This is a genomic window from Sphingobium fuliginis, assembly GCF_004152845.1.
Lineage (GTDB): Bacteria > Pseudomonadota > Alphaproteobacteria > Sphingomonadales > Sphingomonadaceae > Sphingobium > Sphingobium fuliginis.
Genome location: NZ_SEON01000009.1, coordinates 170,183 through 188,990 on the forward strand (window position 1 = coordinate 170,183; position 18,808 = coordinate 188,990).

Genomic DNA, 18,808 nt, shown 5'->3' on the forward strand with positions numbered 1-18,808 from the left:
CAAAGAATCGCTATATGGGCCGCCCATGAGCATTCCTTCCCGCCGTACCTTCGCCATCATCTCGCACCCTGACGCGGGCAAGACCACGCTGACCGAGAAGCTGCTGCTGGAAGGCGGCGCGATCCATCTGGCGGGGGAGGTCAAGGCGCGCGGGGCGAACCGGCGCGCGCGGTCCGACTGGATGAAGATCGAGCAGCAGCGCGGCATTTCCGTGACCAGCTCCGTCATGACCTTCGAACGCGACGGGGTGACGTTCAACCTGCTCGACACGCCGGGGCACGAGGATTTTTCCGAGGACACCTATCGCACGCTGACGGCGGTGGACTCGGCCGTGATGGTGATCGACGCCGCCAAGGGCATCGAGCCGCAGACGCGCAAGCTGTTCGAGGTGTGCCGCCTGCGCAACGTCCCCATCATCACCTTCGTCAACAAGGTGGATCGTGAAGGGCGCGACGCCTTCGCCCTGCTGGATGAAGTGGCGGACGCGCTGGCGCTGGACGTGTGTCCGATGAGCTGGCCGGTCGGCATGGGCGGCGAGTTCGAGGGGATTTACGACTTCGCCCGGAACCGCCTGCGCCAGCCTTCGGGCGCGAGCAAGGAATTTGAGGGGAAGGAAGCCTCCTTCTCCGGCATCGACGATGATGCTCTGGCCGGGCATCTGTCCGGACAGGGGCTGGCGCGGCTGCGGGAGGAGGCGGAACTGGCTGTGGGCGGCTATGCCGATTTCGACCTTGCCGCCTATCGCCATGGCGACCTGACGCCGGTCTATTTCGGGTCGGCGCTCAAGCTGTTCGGCGTGACCGAACTGATCGACGCGCTGGCCGCCCATGCGCCGCCGCCGCGTGCCCAGCCCGCCGAGCCCGCGCCCGTCGAGCCGGAGAATAGCGAAGTCACCGGCTTCATCTTCAAGGTCCAGGCCAATATGGACCCGCAGCATCGCGACCGGATCGCCTTCATGCGGCTCTGTTCGGGCAAGTTCCGGCGGGGCATGAAGCTGACGCCAAGCGGCAGCGGCAAGCCGATCGCCGTGCATTCCCCGATCCTCTTCTTCGCGCAGGACCGCGAGATTGCGGACGAGGCCTTTCCGGGCGACATCATCGGCATTCCCAACCATGGAACGCTGCGCGTCGGCGATACGCTGAGCGAGAAGGCCGGGGTCCGCTTCACCGGCCTGCCGAACTTCGCGCCTGAAATCCTGCGGCGCGTGGCGCTGAAGGACCCGACCAAGACGAAGCAGCTCCGCAAGGCGCTGGATGACCTGTCCGAAGAGGGCGTGATCCAGGTCTTCTATCCGGAAATCGGATCGAACTGGATCGTCGGCGTGGTCGGGCAGTTGCAGCTCGACGTGCTGATCTCCCGGCTGGAGGCGGAATATAAGGTCGCGGCCGGGCTGGAGGCTTCGCCCTTCGACACGGCGCGATGGATTTCGGGGGACGACGCCGCGATCAGGGACCTGGTGTCGTTCAACGGCGCCAATATGGCCAAGGATCGCGACGGCAACCTCGTCTTCATGGCGAAGAGCGCCTGGGACATCGGCTATCAGCAGGAGCGGCACCCCAAGGTCAAGTTCAGCGCGACCAAGGAGCGTTGAACGGGGTACGGCCGAATTTGGCCAATTCAAGACATTCCCCTCCCGTAAACGGGAGGGGTTAGGGGTGGGCGCGAGCGTAGCGAGCTTCTGACTTAGCCGTTGCAAAACAGCGCAGGTGCCGCGCCAGCTCACCCCCTAACCCCCTCCCGCCTGCGGGAGGGGGCATGTCCTGATTCCACCCCTCCCGCTTACCGCCGCAGCAGGAACACCGCATGTTCCGCGAACAGATTGGCGTTCGCATGGGTGGTTTCCCGGTCGCCCTTCAGGAACCATTGGCCGTCTATGGTCCAGCCGCGATCCTTCACCAGGGCGCGGAAATCGTCGACCGTGACATGGTGGATGTTGAGCGTGTCGTACCATGTGTCGGGCAGCAGGCGCGTCACCGGCATGCGCCCGCCCCAGAACAGCGACAGCCGCCCGCGCCAATGGGCGAAATTGGGGAAGGATACGAAGGCCTGACGGCCAATGCGCAGCAGTTCCTCCACCACGCGGTCCGGGCGTCGGGTGGTCTGGAGCGTCTGGCTCAAGATCGCATAGTCGAAGCTGGCTTCGGGATAAGTGACAAGGTCGGTGTCGGCGTCCCCCTGCACCACCGAAAGTCCCCGGCCAACGGCGGCGGCGACATTGTGCGGGTCGATTTCAAGGCCGCGCGCGTCGACCCGTTTGGTGTCGCGCAGCGCCGCCATCAGCGCGCCGTCGCCGCAGCCCACGTCCAGCACCCGCGCGCCGGGGGTCACGGTACGGGCGATCAGGGCGAGGTCGGGACGCAGGCTCATGCGCGGCCGCCCTTCAGGAAGCCGTCCACCACCCGGTTCAGTTCCGGGCATTCCAGCAGGAAGGCGTCATGGCCGAAGGGGCTGGAGAGTTCGACGAAGCTCGCCTGCGCGCCGCCGGCATTGAGCGCGTGGACGATCAGGCGGGATTCCGCCGTGGGATAGAGCCAGTCCGTGTCGAAGCTGACGAGGCAGAAACGCGCCCTGGATGCCGTAAAGGCCTTGGCAAGGCTGCCGCCATGATCCTCCGCAATGTCATAATAGTCCATGGCGCGGGTGATGTAGAGATAGCTGTTGGCGTCGAACCGCTCGACGAAGCTCAGCCCCTGGTGGCGCAGATAGGATTCCACCTGGAAATCGGCGTCGAAGCCGAAGGTCTTGGACCCATTCGGGTTTTCCGGGCGCCCCTGAAGACGACGCCCGAATTTCTCTGTGAGGCCCGCTTCGGAAAGATAGGTGATGTGCGCGGCCATGCGCGCCACCGCCAGGCCCGCGCTGGGGATCGCGCCGTCCGCATAATAGTCGCCGCCGCGCCAGTTGGGGTCGGCCATGATCGCCTGCCGCCCGACTTCGTGGAAGGCGATGTTCTGGGCGCTGTGTCGCGCCGTGGAGGCGATGACGACGCAGCTTTTGACGCGTTCCGGATAAAGGGTGGGCCAGATCAGCGCCTGCATGCCGCCCATGGAACCGCCGATCACGGCATGAAGCCGGTCCACGCCCAGATGATCGAGCAGCATCGCCTGGGCGCGGACCATGTCGGCGATGGTGATCACCGGAAAGCGCATCGCATGGGGGTCGCCGGTCGCGGGGTCCAGGCTGGCAGGCCCGCTGGAGCCCATGCAACTGCCGATGACATTGGCGCAGACGATGAAATGACGGGCGGGGTCGACCGGCTTCCCCTCCCCCACCAGCCGCCACCACCAACCGGGCTTGCCGGTGACGGGATGGTCCGACGCGACATATTGATCGCCGGTCAGCGCGTGGCAGATGAGGATGACGTTGGAACGGTCCGCATTCATCCGCCCGTAGGTTTCATAGGCGATGTCCACCGGCCCCAGCGCGGCTCCGCTGTCCAGCCGCAGCGGGCCGGGCAGCCGCGCCTGCCGGCGCAGGCCGAAACGGGTGTCATCGGGAAAGGACGCGCTGGCCATATCGGTTCGGGCTAGGACCGGGGCCGGGCTCTGTCAATCGGCCCTTCCTTCGCCTAGATGACGGGCATGACCGACCATTCTTCCATCCCTATCCTCACCTATGGCCCGCTCTATCCCTATCTGGACGATGGGCTGGCACGGCGCTTTGCGGTTCACGCCCTTGCGGCGGATGCCGATCCGGATGCGCTGCCGCCCGAAGCGCGGGAGGCGCGGGCGCTGGTATCCTTCGGATCGGTCGGCGCCTCCGCGGCGATCATGGACGCCTTGCCGAAGCTGGAGATGATCGGGCTGTTTTCGGTTGGCTATGACAAGGTCGATGTCGATCATGCACGGGCGAAGGGCATTCGCGTCACCAATACGCCGGACGTGCTGACCGATGACGTGGCCGACCTGGCGGTGGGGCTGCTCTATGCGACGGTGCGCAATATCGCGGCCAATGACCGGATGGTGCGGGCCGGGGATTGGGCGCGGGGCGTGAAGCCGCCGCTGTGCGGGCGCGTGACGGGCAAGCGGATCGGGATTTTGGGACTGGGCCGGATCGGGCGCGCCATCGCCCGGCGGCTGGAGCCGGTGGCGGGGGAGATTATCTACCACAGCCGGCGGGCGGTGGCGGATACGACCTGTCGCTATGTGGCCGATCCGCTGGATTTCGCGCGGCAGAGCGATGTCGTCATTGTCGCGACCTCCGGCGGGCCGGAGGCGCGCGGGCTGGTCGATGCGGCGATGCTGGATGCGCTGGGCCCCGAGGGCGTGATCATCAACATCAGCCGGGGCAGCGTGATCGATGAGGACGCGCTGGTGGCGGCGCTGGGGGAAAGACGGATTGCGGGCGCGGGTCTCGACGTGTTCGCGAACGAGCCGCATGTGCCGGAAGCGCTGTTGGAAATGGATCATGTGGTGCTGCAACCGCATCAGGGCAGCGCGACCGTCGAGACGCGCAAGGCGATGGCCGATCTGGTGCTTGCCAATCTGGATGCCTGGGCGGCGGGCGAACCCCTGCTGACCCCCGTGGTGTGAGAAGCGGACGCCCGCATCCAAGCGCTTTGCGTTTCGCTTCGATGACGCTAAAGCGCGGCGCATGACAAAGCTTGCCCCCAAAGACTGGATCCTCGGCATTTCACCCTATGTTCCCGGCAAGTCGGCCGCCGATGACGGGCGACCGCTGGTGAAGCTGTCCGCCAATGAAAATCCGCTGGGCACCGGGGAAGCGGCGCGGGCCGCACTGGTCGCGGCAACGGCGGATCTGGCGACCTATCCCGATCCCGGCGCGGCCAGGCTGCGCGAGGCGATCGCGGCGGCGCATGGGCTGGACCCGGCGCGGGTGATCTACGGCACCGGGTCGGACGAATTGCTGCATATCGCGGCGAGCGCCTATGCCGGGCCGGGGGATGAGGTGCTCTACGTCCGCTACGGCTTTTCGGTGTACGACATCGCGGCGCGGCGCGTGGGGGCGACGCCGGTCATCGCGCCGGACGCCGATTATGCGACCGATGTGGATGCGCTGCTCGCGGCGGTGACGGAGAAGACCAAGGTCGTCTTCCTCGCCAACCCCAACAACCCGACCGGCACCATGACGTCGCGGGAAGAGATTGCGCGGCTGCATGCCGGTCTGCGGCCCGACATATTGTTCGTGCTGGATCAGGCCTATGCCGAATATCTGGACGCGGACGAGGATGATGGCGGGCTGGAACTGGCGAAGAATGCCGCCAATATGTTCGTGACCCGGACATTTTCGAAGATTTACGGGCTTGCCGCCGAGCGGATCGGCTGGGGCTATGCCAGCGCCGAGGTGATCGACGTGCTGCACCGCATCCGCGCGCCGTTCAACGTGACGACGGCCGGGCAGGCCGCTGCGGTGGCGGCGATCGAGGACGTCGCCTGGGTCGAGGCGAGCCGGACACATAACCGGAAATGGCGCGAATGGCTGGCGGGCGAGATCGCCGCGCTGTCCAACCATGGGCTGCGCGCCGTGCCGAGCAAGGCGAATTTCCTGCTTATCCTGTTCGACGGCCGGCTGACGGCCGAGGCGGCGATGAAGGGCCTGTGGGACGAAGGCTTCGCCACCCGCTGGCTGCCGGGGCAGGGTCTGCCCAACGGACTGCGCATCACCATCGGCACCGAGGATCAGATGCGCAAGGTCGCGGCCAAGCTGCGCGCCATGGCGGAAGCGGCCTGATGCTGCCATTCTCGCGCGTCACGATCATTGGGCTGGGCCTGATCGGCTCCTCGCTGGCGCGGGCGATCCGCGAAGCCATGCCAACCGTTCGGGTGACGGGCCATGATGCCGATGCCGGCGTGCGGGAGATCGCGCGGGCCATCGATCTGTGCGACGACGTGACCGATACGGCGGGCGCTTCGGTGACGGATGCCGATCTGGTCGTGCTGTGCGTGCCGGTGCGGGCCATGGGCGCGGCGGCGGCGGAGATTGCCGACGATCTGCCTGCGGAGGCGATCATCAGCGATGTCGGCTCCTGCAAGGCCGATGTGCTGGCGCAGTTGAACATTGCCTTGCCCGGGCGCACGGTCATTCCCGCCCATCCCGTCGCGGGCACGGAGAATAGCGGGCCGGAAGCGGGCTTCGCCTCCCTGTTCCGGGGCCGCTGGTGCATCGTGACGCCGCCCGCCGACGCCGATCCGGCGGCGGTCGAGCGCGTGTCGGAGCTGTGGCGGCGCGTCGGCGCGGATGTCGAGACGATGGACCCGGCGCATCATGACCTGGTGCTGGCGGTGACCAGCCATCTGCCGCACCTTATCGCCTATACCATCGTCGGCACCGCCAGCGATCTGGAGGATGTGACCCAGTCGGAAGTCATCAAATATTCCGCCGGCGGCTTCCGCGACTTCACCCGCATCGCCGCGTCCGATCCGACCATGTGGCGCGACGTGTTCCTGGCGAACAAGGATGCGGTGCTGGAGATGCTCCAGCGCTTTTCGGAGGATCTGTCGGCCTTGCAGCGGGCGATCCGCTGGAATGACGGGGATGCGCTGTTCAACCTGTTCACCCGCACGCGGGCGATCCGGCGGTCGATCATCGAACAGGGACAGGACGATCCCAAGCCCGACTTCGGGCGTTCACATTGAATAGCGGCGAGCGCCTGCCTTCGCAGGAGCATATCAGCCTATAAAGGCTCGTTCAGCGCATTGATGGCCGCATGGACGCGAACTTCCGCTTCCCGTCGATCCAGGCCGGGCGGAACGATCTCGCCCACCTTGTAAGTGATCGTGCCGCTGCGCTTCATGAACTTGCCGCGGGGCGAGACGCGGCCGCTGTCGACCGCGATGGGCACGACCGGCAGGCCCAGCAACACGTAGAGCCCGGCGAAACCGGCGCGCAAGGGCGGGCTTTCGCCATGGGGAACGCGGGTGCCTTCGGGAAAGAGGCAGATGGCGCGGCCCTCCGCCGTGGCGGCCTTGGCGGCGGTGCGAAGAGCGCGCAGCGCGCTCGCCCCGGCGCTGCGTTCGATGGGGATCAGGCCATAGCGGCGGGCGATGCCGCCCCAGAGCGGAATGTCGAACAGCTCGCGCTTGGCGGCGATGGCGGGACGATCCAGCAGGCAGAGCAGGTCGATCGTCTCGAACATCGATTCATGCTTGAGGATGTAGAGATAGGGACCGTCCTCCAGCCTTCCCTCGACCCGGACCTTCTGCCCCAGCAGCCAGCGCGCGCAGCCGCGATGGAAGCGGCTCCACGCGGTGGCGACGCGGGGAATGGAGCGGGGCGCGACCAGATTGACCGCCATGGCCGCAAGGACGAACAGCAGCGATCCCGGATAGAAGATCGACATGAAGGCGAGGGATCGCAGCGCGGTCAGCATTCCGGGTGAACCGTTCAGATACCAATAAGCGCCGCCGCCCGGCGCAGCAGATATTTATTATATTCACGCGCCAGCATGGTGAGGCTGGGGCGGCTGGGCACGGCGTCGTAGACCAGCGTGACCCGTTCGGGCAAGGCCTGCCGCAGTTCGAGCGCGGAACGCCGCATGTGCCAGTCGGTGGTGATGAGGCGCACCGTCTTGAAATCCCGCCGTTCCAGCCAGTGCGCTGTCTCTATGGCGTTGGACCGGGTGTCGATGGCTTCGCGGCCAAGCGTGATGCAACAGGAGAAGAGGCGTTCAGGCGCCTTATATTGCGCGGCCAGCTCCGCCGGGCGGACCGAGCGGTCGACGCCGGAGATCAGCATCCGCTTGGCCGCGCCGTCCTGAAGCAGGGAAAGGCCGCGGTCGATACGCCCGGCCCCGCCGGTCAGCACGACGATCGCGTCGGTCTGGCGACCGTCCAGCGGCTGGGGCAGGAAGATCGCGAACCAGGCGAAGCCCAGCATCCATCCCAACAGGGTGACGGCGATGAAGCGGACGATCACAGCAGCCGCCCCAGCGACCGCAGCACCGTCCAGCGCGCCGCGATCCGCGCCAGCAGCACGCAGCCCATGGGTATCGCGGCCAGCGCGGCCCAGCTTGTCCACGGCAGCTGGACGCCGCTCAGCAGTTCCGATCCCGTCGCCAGCAGCCGCGCGCCCAGCAGCAGGATCACCAGCAATGCGCAGGCAAAGCCGAGCGCGCCCCCGAACAGCGCGTCGAGGCCGATGCGCCGCTGGAACAGCCGGGCGATCTGCACGTCGGTCGCGCCCATCAGGTGCAGCACGTCGATGGTGCCGCGATGGCTGTCATGCGCGGCGCGGGCGGCGAGGACGACCACCGCGCCGGTCGCCAGCGTCATCAGCACGACGATGCCCGCCGCCAGCCAGCCAAGCGCGGAAAGCAGATCCGCGAGCGGCGCGAGGAAGGCGGCATGGGGTTCGATGCGGGCCTTTGGCGAGAGGGCATGGAGCTGTCGGCGGAGCCGCTCGACCTTCGCGTCCGTCTGGCCCGGCGTGAGTTCGATGTCGATCAGCGCTGGTATCGGCAGGTCGCCGCTGGCCGCGTCCTGCCCAAGCCAGGGACGGATCTGCTCCGCCAGCGCGGCGGACGGGACCGGACGAACGGCGCGGACGGTCGCGTCCTTGCGCAGTGCGGCGGCCATGGCGGCGCTGAGGCGCTCGCGCTGTTCGGCATTGGCTTCCACGATCTGCACCGTCGCGCGCCCGGCAAGGTCGGCGCCCATCGCCTTCACCGCCGCGCCCAGGCCCAGACCGGCAGCGGCCGACAGGACCGTCAGGAACATCATGATGGCAATGATCCAGGGCATGGGGCCGGCCACCCGCCCCTCCGGCAGCAGCCGGTGGCGCGCGGCGGCGGCGGCGCGGCGATTGCCCATGGCGCCGGGGGACGCCATCAACCGGCCGCCTGCGGTCGGGGCGGGTAGCGCAGCGATCCGGTCGGATCGGACAGACGGCCCTTGTCCAGCTTCATCATCTGCGCGCTGCCCACCTGCGCGATCAGCGGCAGGTCGTGGGTGGCGACGACGATGGTGGTGCCCAGCCGGTTGAGCGCTTCGAACAGGGTCATGAGGCGGCGGGCCATGTCGGCGTCGACATTGCCGGTCGGCTCGTCCGCCACCAGTATTTCCGGGCGGCCGATGACGGCGCGGGCGATGGCGACGCGCTGCTGTTCCCCGCCCGACAGGGTGGCGGGGCGGGCCTGGCCGCGATCGCCCAGCCCCACCCAGTTCAGCATCTCGCTGACGGGCAGGTCGATCTCGCTCTCCTCCATGCCCGCGACCCGCAGCGGCAGGGCGATATTGTCATAGACCGACAGATGCGGGACCAGCCGGAAATCCTGGAACACCACCCCGATGCGCCGGCGGAACCCCGGCAGGCGCTTGCGGGGCAGTGTCACGACATCCTCCCCGAACAGGCGGATGACGCCGCGGCTGGGCCGCTGGGCGAGGTAGAGGAGCTTCAGCAGCGATGTCTTGCCCGCGCCCGACGCGCCGGTCAGGAAATAGAAGCCGCCGCTCGCCAGGGAGAAGCTGACGTCGGACAGCGTCTCGCTATCCAGACCATAGCGCAGGCCGACATTTTCGAACTGTACGATGGCCGACATGCGTCTATTTCAGCGCCCGCGCGCTCCCTGCTTCCCCGATGGCCTAGCCATGGCACAGCGGACGGGCGGCCGTAAAGCCCATCCGGCCTGAGTCCGCGAGTCGCGCCCGGGTGAACGGGCATGTTTGAAGCCGCTTGCCCTCGAATCCAACTCATGCCTATGAAGCGTCATGATCCTGGTGTGTCCCAATTGCGCCACGCGCTATATCGTGCCGGACAGCGCCGTCGGCCCGAACGGCCGCCAGGTTCGCTGCGCCGCCTGCAAACATAGCTGGTTCCAGGAAGGCGCCGCGCTCGCCCCGCGAGAGGAAGCATTGGCGACGGCAGGCGTGCCCGAAGTCGCGGCGCCATCGCCTCCGCCTCCGCCGCCCCCCCCGGCGCCGCCCCCACCGCCGCCTCCGGTTGAGGAGTCCGCCCCGCCAGCGGTGGAGCCCGTCGCAGCGCCCGTGGAGCCCGAACCCGTCGCGCAAGCCGCACCCCCGGAAACCGCAAGGCCGGACTATCGGTTCGACGATATTTACGGGCGCGCCGAAGCGGATGCGCGCGACGATTGGGCCGAACCCGCGCCGGTAGCGGCGAAGCCCCGGCGCAACCGGCTGAAGATATGGACCTATGCGGCGCTCGCCTTCTGCCTGGCGATCGGCGCGGCCGGCGGGGCGCTCTGGTATTTCGGAACGCCTGGCTGGGCGGTCAATCTGGGCCTGGTGCCCGAGGAAGGCGACCCGGACCTGCTCTTCTATCTTTCCAAGCCTGCCGAGCGGCGCAAGCTGCCGACCGGGGAGGAATATTTCGCCTTTGGAGCGCGGATCGTGAACAGCGGCAAGCAGGTGCTGCCGGTGCCCCCCGTGCTGGTGCAACTGCGCGACAGGCAGAACCGGCTGGTGTTCAGCTGGACCACCAAGGCGGACCGGACCAGCCTGAAACCGGGTGAGGAAGCGTCGATCAACGAAAGCCGGATCGACATTCCGAAAAATGCCGAGAATCTGTCGCTGACCTTCGTCCAGTGATCCGTTCGTCGTTCCTGCGCAGGCGGGAACCCATCTCCTGAACGTGCCGCCTGGGACGACTTATGGGAGATGGATCCCCGCCTTCGCGGGGATGACGATCTCAAAAAATCACGGATAGCTCACCGTCTTCGGCCGTCCCTGGGGGATCGGGATGAATTCCCGGTCGTCGCCAGGGATCAGGGGAAAGCGCATGGCTTCCCAATCCTCGCGGGCCTGCATCAGGCGGTCGGTGGAGGATGACACGAAATTCCACCAGACATGGCGAGGCGTCCGGAACGCCTCTCCCCCGCAAAGTATGACGCGGCCGCCGTCCACGCTCATCAACGTCGCCCTGATGCCGGGCCGCAGGACGTAGAGCATCTGCGGCTGGAGCATCACCCCGTCCAGCGCTGCGTCGCCGCCGGAGACATAGATCGCCCGCTCCTCCGCATCCGCGTCGATGGGGACCGAACCGCCGGGCGAGAGCTGGATGTCGGCATAGATGGTGTTCGCATAGGTGGTGACCGGTGAGGTTGCGCCCCACAGGCTGCCCATGATCACGCGTGCCCGCGCCCCAGCGCCATCGATGACGGGCAGACCGCCTTCACCGACATGCTCGAAGGCCGGGTCCATCTCCTCATAACGGTCGGGAAGCGCGAGCCAGGTCTGGATGGCGGACAGTTTCGACAGCTTTGCCCGGTCCTCGTCCGGCGACCGCTCGCTGTGGACGATGCCCTTGCCAGCGGTCATCAGGTTGACCGCGCCCGGCTCGATCAACTGCTCCGTGCCCAGGGAATCGCGGTGGAGGAAGCTGCCTTCATACATATAGGTGACGGTGGCGAGGTTGATGTGCGGGTGGGGGCGCACGTCCACGCCCTGCCCCGGTTCGATCCGGGCGGGACCGGCCTGGTCGAAGAAGATGAAGGGGCCGACCATGGTGCGATCCTTCACCGGCAGGGAACGATGGACGCGGAAATCGCCCAGGTCATGGGTGGTGGGCGTGATCGTCTGGATGATCGGATCGTTCTGGATGATCGGTTCGGGCGGGGTCATGCTGCGTCCAGTTCGGGATAGTGGCGGAAGACATCTTCGTCGGTGAACGGCAGGCGCCGTTCGCTTGCCAGATAGTCCTGCAATTCGGGCAGCGCCGCAACCCGGTCATGCAGATCGGCAAGGCGCGGGAAGGATGGCGTCAGCGTCGCCATGCGCAGCGGAAAGGCATAGCGCAATCCCGCGATCAGGTGAAAGAGCGAGAGATCGGCATAGCTCCAGCTTCGGCCTGCCAGCCAGTCGCCCGTCTCCGCGCTCAGGGCATGTTCGAAATAGGTCAGGAATTTGGGGATGCGGCCGGCGCGAAACCCCTGGGCGGCGCGCAGGGCCTCGGCCTTCTGATTCTCATAATAGAGATGGGCGCCGACCGGATGGTGGACGTCATGCGCCTCCGCCACCATATCCATGATGGTGAGCTGCACCTGGGCGAGCCAATAGCGCGGCTTAAGGCCGGTGGGGCCGCATTCATGGCGTTCGGCCAGATAGAACAGGATGTTGGCGGTCTGCGCCACGGTGCGGCCGTCCGTCACCAGATAGGGCGGGGCGAAGGCGGGACCGGCGTCGTGACGCTCCATGTCCGCCATCAGCGCTTCGTCGCCGTCGGTGCGGGCGCGGTCGCGATAGGCGATGCCGCACGCCTCCATCGTCAGCCGCACGAACTCGCCGCGCCCGGCTATGGTGGACCAGTACCAGAAATCATAGGCCATGATGCGCGCCTCCTTCGACGGCGGCACAACGTTCGAACAGGCGCTATGGTGTCATTCGCCCGGCGCGCGAGCCTTTATCGCCAGGGCGTGGACCTTTTCGCGCAGCAGGTCGGCCAGCGCGGCATTGACCATCCGCTGGCGGGCGACGCGGTTCTGGCCCGTGAAGCGGCCGGAGACGATCTCCACGGTGAAGTGGCTCTCCCCCGATCCGTCATGCCCGGCATGGCCGCGATGCTTCTCGCTGTCATCGATCACGGCGAGCCGTTCGGGGCTGAGGGCGGCCTGCAGCCGGGCTTCGATTTCGGTGGCGACAGGGCCTTTTAGAATCTCGGTCATGGCCCCTATATAGGCCCTTTATTCCCCGTTGCATCAGGACAATCTTGGCTAGCGATCCCTTCTCGACCCGGCGTTTCAACCGTTTCCACGGCCGCGTGGAAGGCGACCGCCCCTGCGCGGTGCCCGGCTGCGAGGAACCGGGGGAATTTCGCGCGCCGCCCCTGGAAGGAGGCCGGCCGAACCAGGAAGGCCCACGCTGGCGCTGGCTGTGCCTCGACCATGTGCGGGAATTCAACCAGGGCTATAATTTCTTCACCGGCATGAGCCCGGAGGAGATCGCCGCCGCCCAGCGCCCCTATGCTGGGTGGGAGCGGGAAACGCGGGCCTTTTCGTCCAACGCCGCCAGTCCGCCGCCCAGATGGTCGGACTTTCAGGACCCGCTGGACGCAATCGGCGCCAAGTTCAGGGAGCGGGTGGCGAAGGCGCGGGCCGACAACCAGACGCGGCAGGACGGAAAATTCCTGTCGCGGGACGACCGGCGGGCGCTGGAGGTGATGGGGTTGCCGATCGACGCCGACCGAAGGGCGCTGCGGCAGCGCTACACCGAATTGCTGCGGCGCTTTCATCCCGATCATAATGGCGGCGACCGGAGCCATGAGGCTTTGTTGCAGGGAGTGATCGAGGCCTATCAATTGTTGAGGAAGGCTGAGGCTTTCGCTTGAACATCGTCGTTCCCGCACAGGCGGGAATGACTTGTGATCGGTTCATCGCGCTGTCATAGGCGCCGACCCTTCCCCGGAGATTCCTATGACAACCCGCGCCCTGGGCCTCGATTTCGGCACGACCAACAGCGTGGCCGCGCTCGCTGGCGGGGGCGGGTCGGAACTGGTGGAATTTGCCGGCAAGGAAGCAACCGGCGCGGTGTTCCGCTCCGCGCTCTGCTTCTGGCATGACAGCGGCGTGAAGGGCGGCATGGCGCATGAGGCGGGACCATGGGCGATAGCGGAATATCTGGAATTTCCGGAGGACAGCCGCTTCCTGCAAAGCTTCAAGTCGGTGGCGGCCAGCCCGGTCTTCGAAAGCGCGAATGTGTTCGAGAAGCGCTTCCGCTTCGAGGAACTGGGGCAGATGTTCCTCTCCCGCATGGTCGGCCATGCGGGCGGCGCGCTGGACCGGCGGCCGGAGCGGATCGTGGTCGGGCGGCCGGTGGAATATGCCGGATCACGGCCCGACGAGGCGCTCGCCCGGCGGCGCTATGACGCCATGTTCGCAGGGTTCGGGGACGAGATTCACTATGTCTACGAACCGCTGGGCGCCGCGTTCAGCTATGCCAGCCGCCTGACCGAAGCGGCGACGATATTGGTGGCGGACTTTGGCGGGGGCACCAGCGACTTTTCCATCGTCCGGGTCGAGGCGCCGGGCGCGGCGCGGCGTTGCGTGCCGCTCGGCTCGGCGGGCATCGGCCTTGCCGGGGACCGCTTCGACTATCGGATCGTCGATCATCTGGTGCTGCCGATGCTGGGCAAGGGCGGCAGCTATCACAGCTTCGGCAAGGAACTGGAGATTCCGCGCAGCTATTTTGCCGATTTTGCCGACTGGTCGCGGCTGGCGCTGATGCGCAACCGGCGGACCATGGACGAGCTGGCGCGGTTGCAGAAGGCCGCCCATGATCCCGACGCAATCGGACGGATGATCACGGTGATCGAGAAGGAACTGGGCTATCCGCTCTACGATGCGGTGGGGTCATTGAAACGGCGGCTGTCGGAGGCGGAGAGCGCGACTTTCCGCTTCGAAGGCGGCGGGCTCACCATCGAAAAGCAGGTAACGCGCGCCGATTTCGAGGGGTGGATCGCGCCCGACATCGCCCGGATCGAAGCCACGGTGGACAAGGCGCTCGACAGGGCGGGCGTGGCGCCCGATGCCATCGACCGGGTGTTCCTGACCGGCGGCACGTCCCTGATCCCGGCGATCCGGCGCATTTTCGACCGGCGCTTCGGGAAAGACCATATTGCAACCGGCGGAGAATTGACGTCCATCGCCCATGGGCTGGCGCTGGTCGGGCAGGAGGCCAATTTGGCCGAATGGGCCGCTTGATCCCGGCGTGTTAAGGCCCCACTCTATCGACATGCCTGTCCCTGATGGTTAGGGCAGTGCCGACCAGATCGTTCAAAGAGATTAGAAGATGACCGACATCCCGAACGTCCAGCCCGATACCCGCGCCGAAACGCTGTTGGCCTCGCCCGACCGCGAAGTCGACGCGCGCGAAGTGTTCGGCATCGATGTCGACATGAAGATCCCGGCCTTTTCGGAAGCCGACGAGCGGGTGCCCGATCTCGACCCCGCCTATGTGTTCGATCCGGACACCACGCTCGCGATCCTGGCTGGTTTCGCCTATAACCGCCGCGTGATGGTGCAGGGCTATCACGGCACCGGCAAGTCGAGCCATATCGAACAGGTCGCCGCGCGCCTGCGCTGGCCGTGCATCCGCATCAACCTGGACGCGCATATCAGCCGCATCGACCTGGTCGGGCGCGACGCCATCGTCCTGAAGGACGGGCAGCAGGTGACGGAATTCCGCGAAGGCCTGCTCCCCTGGGCGTTGCAGCGGCCTGTGGCTTTGGTGTTCGACGAATATGATGCGGGCCGCCCGGACGTGATGTTCGTGATCCAGCGCGTGCTGGAAACCGACGGCAAGATGACGCTGCTCGACCAGAACCGGGTGATTCGGCCCAATCCCTGGTTCCGCCTGTTCGCGACCGCCAACACCGTGGGTCTGGGCGACACCACCGGCCTTTATCACGGCACGCAGCAGATCAACCAGGGCCAGATGGACCGCTGGAACCTGGTGGTGGCGCTCAACTATCTGCCCGCCGCGACCGAGGCGCAGGTGGTGCTGGCCAAGTCCGGCGAGTACGACCATGAGGGCGGCCGCAAGGAAGTCGAGAATATGATCAAGGTGGCGGAACTGACGCGTCAGGGCTTCGTCAACGGCGACATATCGACCGTCATGAGCCCGCGCACCGTGATAAGCTGGGCGCAGAATGCGCTGATCTTCAAGAATATCGGCTTCGCCTTCCGCCTGAGCTTCCTCAACAAATGCGATGAGGCGGAGCGGCCGCTGGTGGCCGAATATTATCAGCGCGTCTTCGGCAAGGACCTGCCCGAAAGCGTCGCGCACCGGGCGGCGTGACGTGATCGTCGTCGAACGGATCGATCCGGAGGGCGGGACCGCCCATCGGATCAGCATTCGCGGGCATGAACTGATCGCGGACATGTCGGCGCCGGACGGCCATGATGCCGGGCCGGACCCGCATGACCTTTACGATTCGGCCTTGGGCGCGTGCAAGGCGATGACGATGCTCTGGTATGCGCAGCGCAACGGCATTCCGGTGGAGGGCATCCATGTCGGCGTGGTGCGCGACGCGAGCCAGGAACGGCAGGGCATCTACAGGCTGACCACGCGCATCGCGCTGTCCGGTCCGCTCACCGAGGAGCAGCATGACAGACTGATCGCCGTCGCCGCGAAATGCCCGGTGCACAAGCTGATGAGCGAGGTCGAAACGCAGATCGAAACCATCGCCGTGCCCATGGTCGGGGAGGGCGAGCGGCCGTGAGCGAGCCTGTCGCCCTGACGCCGGAAAAAGCCCGCCTGCCGCTGGAGAGCGCGTTCAACCTGCGCGACTTCGGTGGTTATGCGACCGCCGATGGGCGCTGCGTGAAGCGCGGCATGCTCTACCGGTCGGGGACGATGGCGCTGCTGACGGACGCGGATGCGGACCATCTCCGCTCGCTCGGCATCAAGGCGATCTGCGATTTCCGCCGCGGCAACGAACGGACCGCCGAACCCACGCTCTGGCATGGGAGCGAGGTCGATTATTTCTGCCGCGACTATGCGGAAAGCAGCGGGCTCCTCGGAGAGATGCTGAAGCGCGACGGCGCGACCGCGGACGATATGCGGCAGACGATGATCGCCCTCTATCGCGTCATTCCGGTCGACCATGCCGAATCCTACCGCGCCATGTTCGCGCGGATCGCGGATGGGCGCGTGCCGTTGCTGATCAACTGTTCGGCGGGCAAGGACCGGACCGGCGTGGGCGCGGCGCTGGTTCTGGCGGCGCTGGGCGTCCCGCGTCCGACCATCGTTCAGGATTATCTGGCGACCAACGCCCATGCCGATTGGGACTGGCTGCTGGCGCAGCGCAACACGCTGGTGGCGCGGATGCGGCTGACCAGAACCGACATGCTCGAACCGCTGCTGAAGGCGGAATCCGTCTATCTGGATACATTGTTCGCGACGCTGGATGAAAGCCATGGCGGCGTGGACGGCTATCTGAACGATGTGCTGGGCGTCGACGCCGCGGCACGGGATTCGATGCGCGGAATGTTGCTCGACTGATGGCCGACCGTTCGCCCCTCGACGCCTTCAAGGACGTGCTGTCCGGCGCGGCGCGGTCGATCGCGCGCGACGCGGAGGTGGAGGTGAGCTTCACCGCCGACACGCCGCATATGGCGGGCAAGGCGATCAAGGTGCCGACGCCCGGACGCAATCTGCCCGCCGATCAGGTGGCGCTGGCGCGGGGTTTCGCGGACGCCAATGCGCTGCGGCTGCGGCACCATAATGCCCGGATTCACAATGCCGCCGCGCCTGCCGACGCGACGGCGCGGGCCGTCTATGACGCGGTCGAGCAGGCGCGGGTAGAAGCGATCGGTTCGCGGGCGATGGAGGGGGTAAGGGCGAACCTCAACCATGCGCTCGACCTGAAATTGAAGTCCGATCCGATCCGCCGGGCGCGTTCCGCCGATGAGGTGCCCTTGTCGACCGCGCTGGCGCTCAAGGTGCGCGAGCGGCTGACCGGGCAGGCCGCGCCCAAGGATGTGCGGGCGGGCCTCGCCATGGTCGACCAGTGGATCGAGGACAAGGCGGGCGCGGATCTCGACGCGCTGGCCATGGCCATCGACGACCAGCGCGCTTTCCAGAAGCTGACCTCGGCCATGCTGGAGCATCTCCAGTTGATCGACGCCGACGTGCCGCCCGAAACCGACGATTCCGAACCGCAGGAAGAGGGGGAGGACGAAGAGCAGCAACAGGAAGAGGGTGACAGCGGCGAGGATCAGGCGGGCGACAGCGACGCCTTTGCCGAGGCGCGCGCCGAGGACCAGGGCGGCGACACCGAGGACGGCGAAACCGAATATAGCGACGAGTTCGACGCCGACAGCGAAGAAGGCGCGGAGGATATGGGCGAGGAGGGCATGATGCCCGTCCGCCCCAACCGGCCGATGGGCGACCTGCCGCCGGGCTTCGACTATAAGCCCTATACGCAGCTTCACGATGAGGTCGTGACCGCCGAGGATCTGTGCGACGAGGATGAATTGCTGCGCCTGCGCGGCTTCCTCGACCAGCAATTGGTGAGCCTGCAGGGCGCGGTGACGAAGCTTGCCAACCGGCTGCAGCGGCGGCTGATGGCGCAGCAGTCGCGGAGCTGGGACTTCGATCAGGAAGAGGGGCTGCTCGACGCGGCGCGGCTGGCGCGGATCGTGATCGATCCGACGCGCTCGCTCTCCTACAAGATCGAGCGGGACACCGAGTTCCGCGATACGGTCGTGACGCTGCTGATCGACAATAGCGGGTCGATGCGCGGGCGGCCGATCTCCATTGCGGCGATCAGCGCCGACATCATGGCCCGCACGCTGGAACGTTGCGGGGTGAAGACCGAGATATTGGGCTTCACCACCCGCGCCTGGAAGGGCGGGCAGAGCCGGGAGGACTGGCTCGCCGCCGGGCGTCCGCCGATGCCGGGGCGTCTCAACGACCTGCGCCACATCATCTACAAGAAGGCCGATGAACCCTGGCGCCGGGCGCGCAAGAATCTGGGCCTGATGATGCGCGAGGGGCTTCTCAAGGAGAATATCGACGGCGAGGCGCTGCTCTGGGCGCATAACCGGCTGATCGCCCGCAATGAGGAACGCCGCATATTGATGGTGATCTCCGACGGCGCGCCGGTCGACGATTCCACCCTGTCGGTGAACAGCGGCACCTATCTGGAGCGCCATTTGCGGCAGGTGATCGAGTGGATCGAGAACCGCTCGCCCGTGCAGCTCGTCGCCATCGGCATCGGCCATGACGTCACGCGCTATTATCGCCGCGCGGTGACCATCATGGATGCCGAACAGCTCGGCGGGACCATGGTGGAGCAGCTCGCCGGACTGTTCGACGAAGATTAGAGGCCCTGCTCGTTCGGGCTTCCGCGATGTCGAAGCCCGGACCTTCCCTTGAAAAGAAGATCGGCAGTTTCG

20 protein-coding genes are annotated in these 18,808 nt (G+C 66.6%); 11 read left to right on the forward strand and 9 right to left on the reverse strand.

From position 1 onward, the window contains the following. The first annotated feature begins 25 nt into the window (after window positions 1–25). A complete protein-coding gene (locus EWH10_RS19235) occupies window positions 26–1,591 on the forward strand; it encodes a peptide chain release factor 3 (protein ID WP_044661177.1) in 1,566 nt (521 codons plus the stop codon). 188 nt (window positions 1,592–1,779) lie between these two features. Here EWH10_RS19235 and metW read toward each other — a convergent pair whose 3' ends face one another. After that, entirely contained in the window at window positions 1,780–2,367 is a 588-nt protein-coding gene (gene metW / locus EWH10_RS19240; protein WP_044661176.1) for a methionine biosynthesis protein MetW, read from the reverse strand. Next, window positions 2,364–3,515 (reverse strand): homoserine O-acetyltransferase MetX, encoded by a 1,152-nt coding sequence (metX, locus tag EWH10_RS19245; RefSeq protein ID WP_065846203.1) that lies wholly within the window; start codon window positions 3,513–3,515, stop codon window positions 2,364–2,366. The genes metW and metX overlap by 4 nt, the downstream gene beginning before the upstream one ends. A 57-nt stretch (window positions 3,516–3,572) precedes the next feature. Between metX and EWH10_RS19250 the strand changes: the two genes are divergently transcribed. From EWH10_RS19250 to EWH10_RS19260, 3 genes are all read left to right on the forward strand, one after another. Then, window positions 3,573–4,532 carry a 2-hydroxyacid dehydrogenase gene (locus EWH10_RS19250; RefSeq protein ID WP_044661174.1) on the forward strand — a complete coding sequence of 320 codons (960 nt, stop codon included), beginning with the start codon at window positions 3,573–3,575 and terminating at the stop codon, window positions 4,530–4,532. Window positions 4,533–4,593: 61 nt separating this feature from the next. Further along, window positions 4,594–5,691, forward strand: coding sequence for a histidinol-phosphate transaminase (gene hisC, locus EWH10_RS19255; RefSeq protein ID WP_044661173.1), 1,098 nt, complete (start codon window positions 4,594–4,596; stop codon window positions 5,689–5,691). Next, the gene (locus EWH10_RS19260) at window positions 5,691–6,596 is read left to right on the forward strand and encodes a prephenate/arogenate dehydrogenase family protein (RefSeq protein WP_044661172.1); all 906 of its coding nucleotides are present in this window, start codon (window positions 5,691–5,693) and stop codon (window positions 6,594–6,596) included. Before hisC ends, EWH10_RS19260 begins: the two co-directional genes overlap by 1 nt. Window positions 6,597–6,634: 38 nt before the next feature. On the opposite strand, the gene EWH10_RS19265 is transcribed toward EWH10_RS19260, so the two are convergent. The 4 genes from EWH10_RS19265 to ftsE are packed head-to-tail and all read right to left on the reverse strand — an operon-like array spanning window position 6,635 to window position 9,496. Then, window positions 6,635–7,330: a lysophospholipid acyltransferase family protein gene (locus tag EWH10_RS19265; RefSeq protein ID WP_044661171.1), complete on the reverse strand. Its 696-nt coding sequence runs from the start codon at window positions 7,328–7,330 to the stop codon at window positions 6,635–6,637. A 14-nt stretch (window positions 7,331–7,344) separates the two neighbouring features. Further along, complete coding sequence (locus EWH10_RS19270) at window positions 7,345–7,875, reverse strand: YdcF family protein (protein WP_044661170.1); 531 nt, start codon at window positions 7,873–7,875, stop codon at window positions 7,345–7,347. Further along, window positions 7,872–8,786 (reverse strand): cell division protein FtsX, encoded by a 915-nt coding sequence (locus tag EWH10_RS19275; protein WP_044661169.1) that lies wholly within the window; start codon window positions 8,784–8,786, stop codon window positions 7,872–7,874. Before EWH10_RS19275 ends, EWH10_RS19270 begins: the two co-directional genes overlap by 4 nt. Then, a complete protein-coding gene (gene ftsE, locus EWH10_RS19280) occupies window positions 8,786–9,496 on the reverse strand; it encodes a cell division ATP-binding protein FtsE (RefSeq protein WP_044661168.1) in 711 nt (236 codons plus the stop codon). Before ftsE ends, EWH10_RS19275 begins: the two co-directional genes overlap by 1 nt. Before the next feature lie 169 nt (window positions 9,497–9,665). Here ftsE and EWH10_RS19285 point away from each other — a divergent pair, with 169 nt between their 5' ends. Next, complete coding sequence (locus EWH10_RS19285) at window positions 9,666–10,502, forward strand: MJ0042-type zinc finger domain-containing protein (RefSeq protein WP_044661167.1); 837 nt, start codon at window positions 9,666–9,668, stop codon at window positions 10,500–10,502. Between the two features lie 108 nt (window positions 10,503–10,610). On the opposite strand, the gene EWH10_RS19290 is transcribed toward EWH10_RS19285, so the two are convergent. Genes EWH10_RS19290 through EWH10_RS19300 form a run of 3 tightly spaced genes read right to left on the reverse strand, consistent with a single transcriptional unit; the run spans window position 10,611 to window position 12,574 of the window. Further along, complete coding sequence (locus EWH10_RS19290) at window positions 10,611–11,534, reverse strand: pirin family protein (RefSeq protein WP_044661166.1); 924 nt, start codon at window positions 11,532–11,534, stop codon at window positions 10,611–10,613. After that, on the reverse strand, window positions 11,531–12,238 hold the full coding sequence (locus EWH10_RS19295; protein WP_044662973.1) for a glutathione S-transferase: 708 nt from the start codon (window positions 12,236–12,238) through the stop codon (window positions 11,531–11,533). The genes EWH10_RS19290 and EWH10_RS19295 overlap by 4 nt, the downstream gene beginning before the upstream one ends. A 51-nt stretch (window positions 12,239–12,289) precedes the next feature. Further along, the gene (locus tag EWH10_RS19300) at window positions 12,290–12,574 is read right to left on the reverse strand and encodes a BolA family protein (RefSeq protein WP_044661165.1); all 285 of its coding nucleotides are present in this window, start codon (window positions 12,572–12,574) and stop codon (window positions 12,290–12,292) included. 44 nt (window positions 12,575–12,618) lie between these two features. Between EWH10_RS19300 and EWH10_RS19305 the strand changes: the two genes are divergently transcribed. The 6 genes from EWH10_RS19305 to cobT all read left to right on the forward strand — a co-directional run bounded on the left by EWH10_RS19305 (window position 12,619) and on the right by cobT (window position 18,736). After that, entirely contained in the window at window positions 12,619–13,236 is a 618-nt protein-coding gene (locus EWH10_RS19305) for a J domain-containing protein (RefSeq protein ID WP_044661164.1), read from the forward strand. A gap of 85 nt (window positions 13,237–13,321) precedes the next feature. After that, window positions 13,322–14,608, forward strand: coding sequence for an Hsp70 family protein (locus EWH10_RS19310; protein WP_044661163.1), 1,287 nt, complete (start codon window positions 13,322–13,324; stop codon window positions 14,606–14,608). 88 nt (window positions 14,609–14,696) lie between these two features. Next, window positions 14,697–15,704 (forward strand): cobaltochelatase subunit CobS, encoded by a 1,008-nt coding sequence (gene cobS, locus EWH10_RS19315; protein WP_044661162.1) that lies wholly within the window; start codon window positions 14,697–14,699, stop codon window positions 15,702–15,704. 1 nt (window position 15,705) lies between these two features. Next, window positions 15,706–16,128: an OsmC family protein gene (locus EWH10_RS19320; RefSeq protein ID WP_044661161.1), complete on the forward strand. Its 423-nt coding sequence runs from the start codon at window positions 15,706–15,708 to the stop codon at window positions 16,126–16,128. Further along, on the forward strand, window positions 16,125–16,910 hold the full coding sequence (locus tag EWH10_RS19325) for a tyrosine-protein phosphatase (RefSeq protein WP_044661160.1): 786 nt from the start codon (window positions 16,125–16,127) through the stop codon (window positions 16,908–16,910). Before EWH10_RS19320 ends, EWH10_RS19325 begins: the two co-directional genes overlap by 4 nt. Next, a complete protein-coding gene (gene cobT, locus EWH10_RS19330; protein WP_044661159.1) occupies window positions 16,910–18,736 on the forward strand; it encodes a cobaltochelatase subunit CobT in 1,827 nt (608 codons plus the stop codon). The genes EWH10_RS19325 and cobT overlap by 1 nt, the downstream gene beginning before the upstream one ends. Window positions 18,737–18,808: the final 72 nt, after the last annotated feature.

Excerpts from the sequence above, each read along its gene's own strand:
- EWH10_RS19290 (WP_044661166.1), bottom strand. The coding sequence starts at position 11,534 with ATGACCCCGCCCGAACCGATCATCCAGAACGATCCGATCATCCAGACG.
- EWH10_RS19295 (WP_044662973.1), bottom strand. The coding sequence starts at position 12,238 with ATGGCCTATGATTTCTGGTACTGGTCCACCATAGCCGGGCGCGGCGAG.
- metX (WP_065846203.1), bottom strand. The coding sequence starts at position 3,515 with ATGGCCAGCGCGTCCTTTCCCGATGACACCCGTTTCGGCCTGCGCCGG.
- EWH10_RS19275 (WP_044661169.1), bottom strand. The coding sequence starts at position 8,786 with ATGGCGTCCCCCGGCGCCATGGGCAATCGCCGCGCCGCCGCCGCCGCG.
- EWH10_RS19235 (WP_044661177.1), top strand. The coding sequence starts at position 26 with ATGAGCATTCCTTCCCGCCGTACCTTCGCCATCATCTCGCACCCTGAC.
- hisC (WP_044661173.1), top strand. The coding sequence starts at position 4,594 with ATGACAAAGCTTGCCCCCAAAGACTGGATCCTCGGCATTTCACCCTAT.
- ftsE (WP_044661168.1), bottom strand. The coding sequence starts at position 9,496 with ATGTCGGCCATCGTACAGTTCGAAAATGTCGGCCTGCGCTATGGTCTG.
- cobS (WP_044661162.1), top strand. The coding sequence starts at position 14,697 with ATGACCGACATCCCGAACGTCCAGCCCGATACCCGCGCCGAAACGCTG.
- EWH10_RS19285 (WP_044661167.1), top strand. The coding sequence starts at position 9,666 with ATGATCCTGGTGTGTCCCAATTGCGCCACGCGCTATATCGTGCCGGAC.
- EWH10_RS19260 (WP_044661172.1), top strand. The coding sequence starts at position 5,691 with ATGCTGCCATTCTCGCGCGTCACGATCATTGGGCTGGGCCTGATCGGC.
- cobT (WP_044661159.1), top strand. The coding sequence starts at position 16,910 with ATGGCCGACCGTTCGCCCCTCGACGCCTTCAAGGACGTGCTGTCCGGC.
- metW (WP_044661176.1), bottom strand. The coding sequence starts at position 2,367 with ATGAGCCTGCGTCCCGACCTCGCCCTGATCGCCCGTACCGTGACCCCC.
- EWH10_RS19300 (WP_044661165.1), bottom strand. The coding sequence starts at position 12,574 with ATGACCGAGATTCTAAAAGGCCCTGTCGCCACCGAAATCGAAGCCCGG.
- EWH10_RS19265 (WP_044661171.1), bottom strand. The coding sequence starts at position 7,330 with ATGCTGACCGCGCTGCGATCCCTCGCCTTCATGTCGATCTTCTATCCG.
- EWH10_RS19250 (WP_044661174.1), top strand. The coding sequence starts at position 3,573 with ATGACGGGCATGACCGACCATTCTTCCATCCCTATCCTCACCTATGGC.
- EWH10_RS19310 (WP_044661163.1), top strand. The coding sequence starts at position 13,322 with ATGACAACCCGCGCCCTGGGCCTCGATTTCGGCACGACCAACAGCGTG.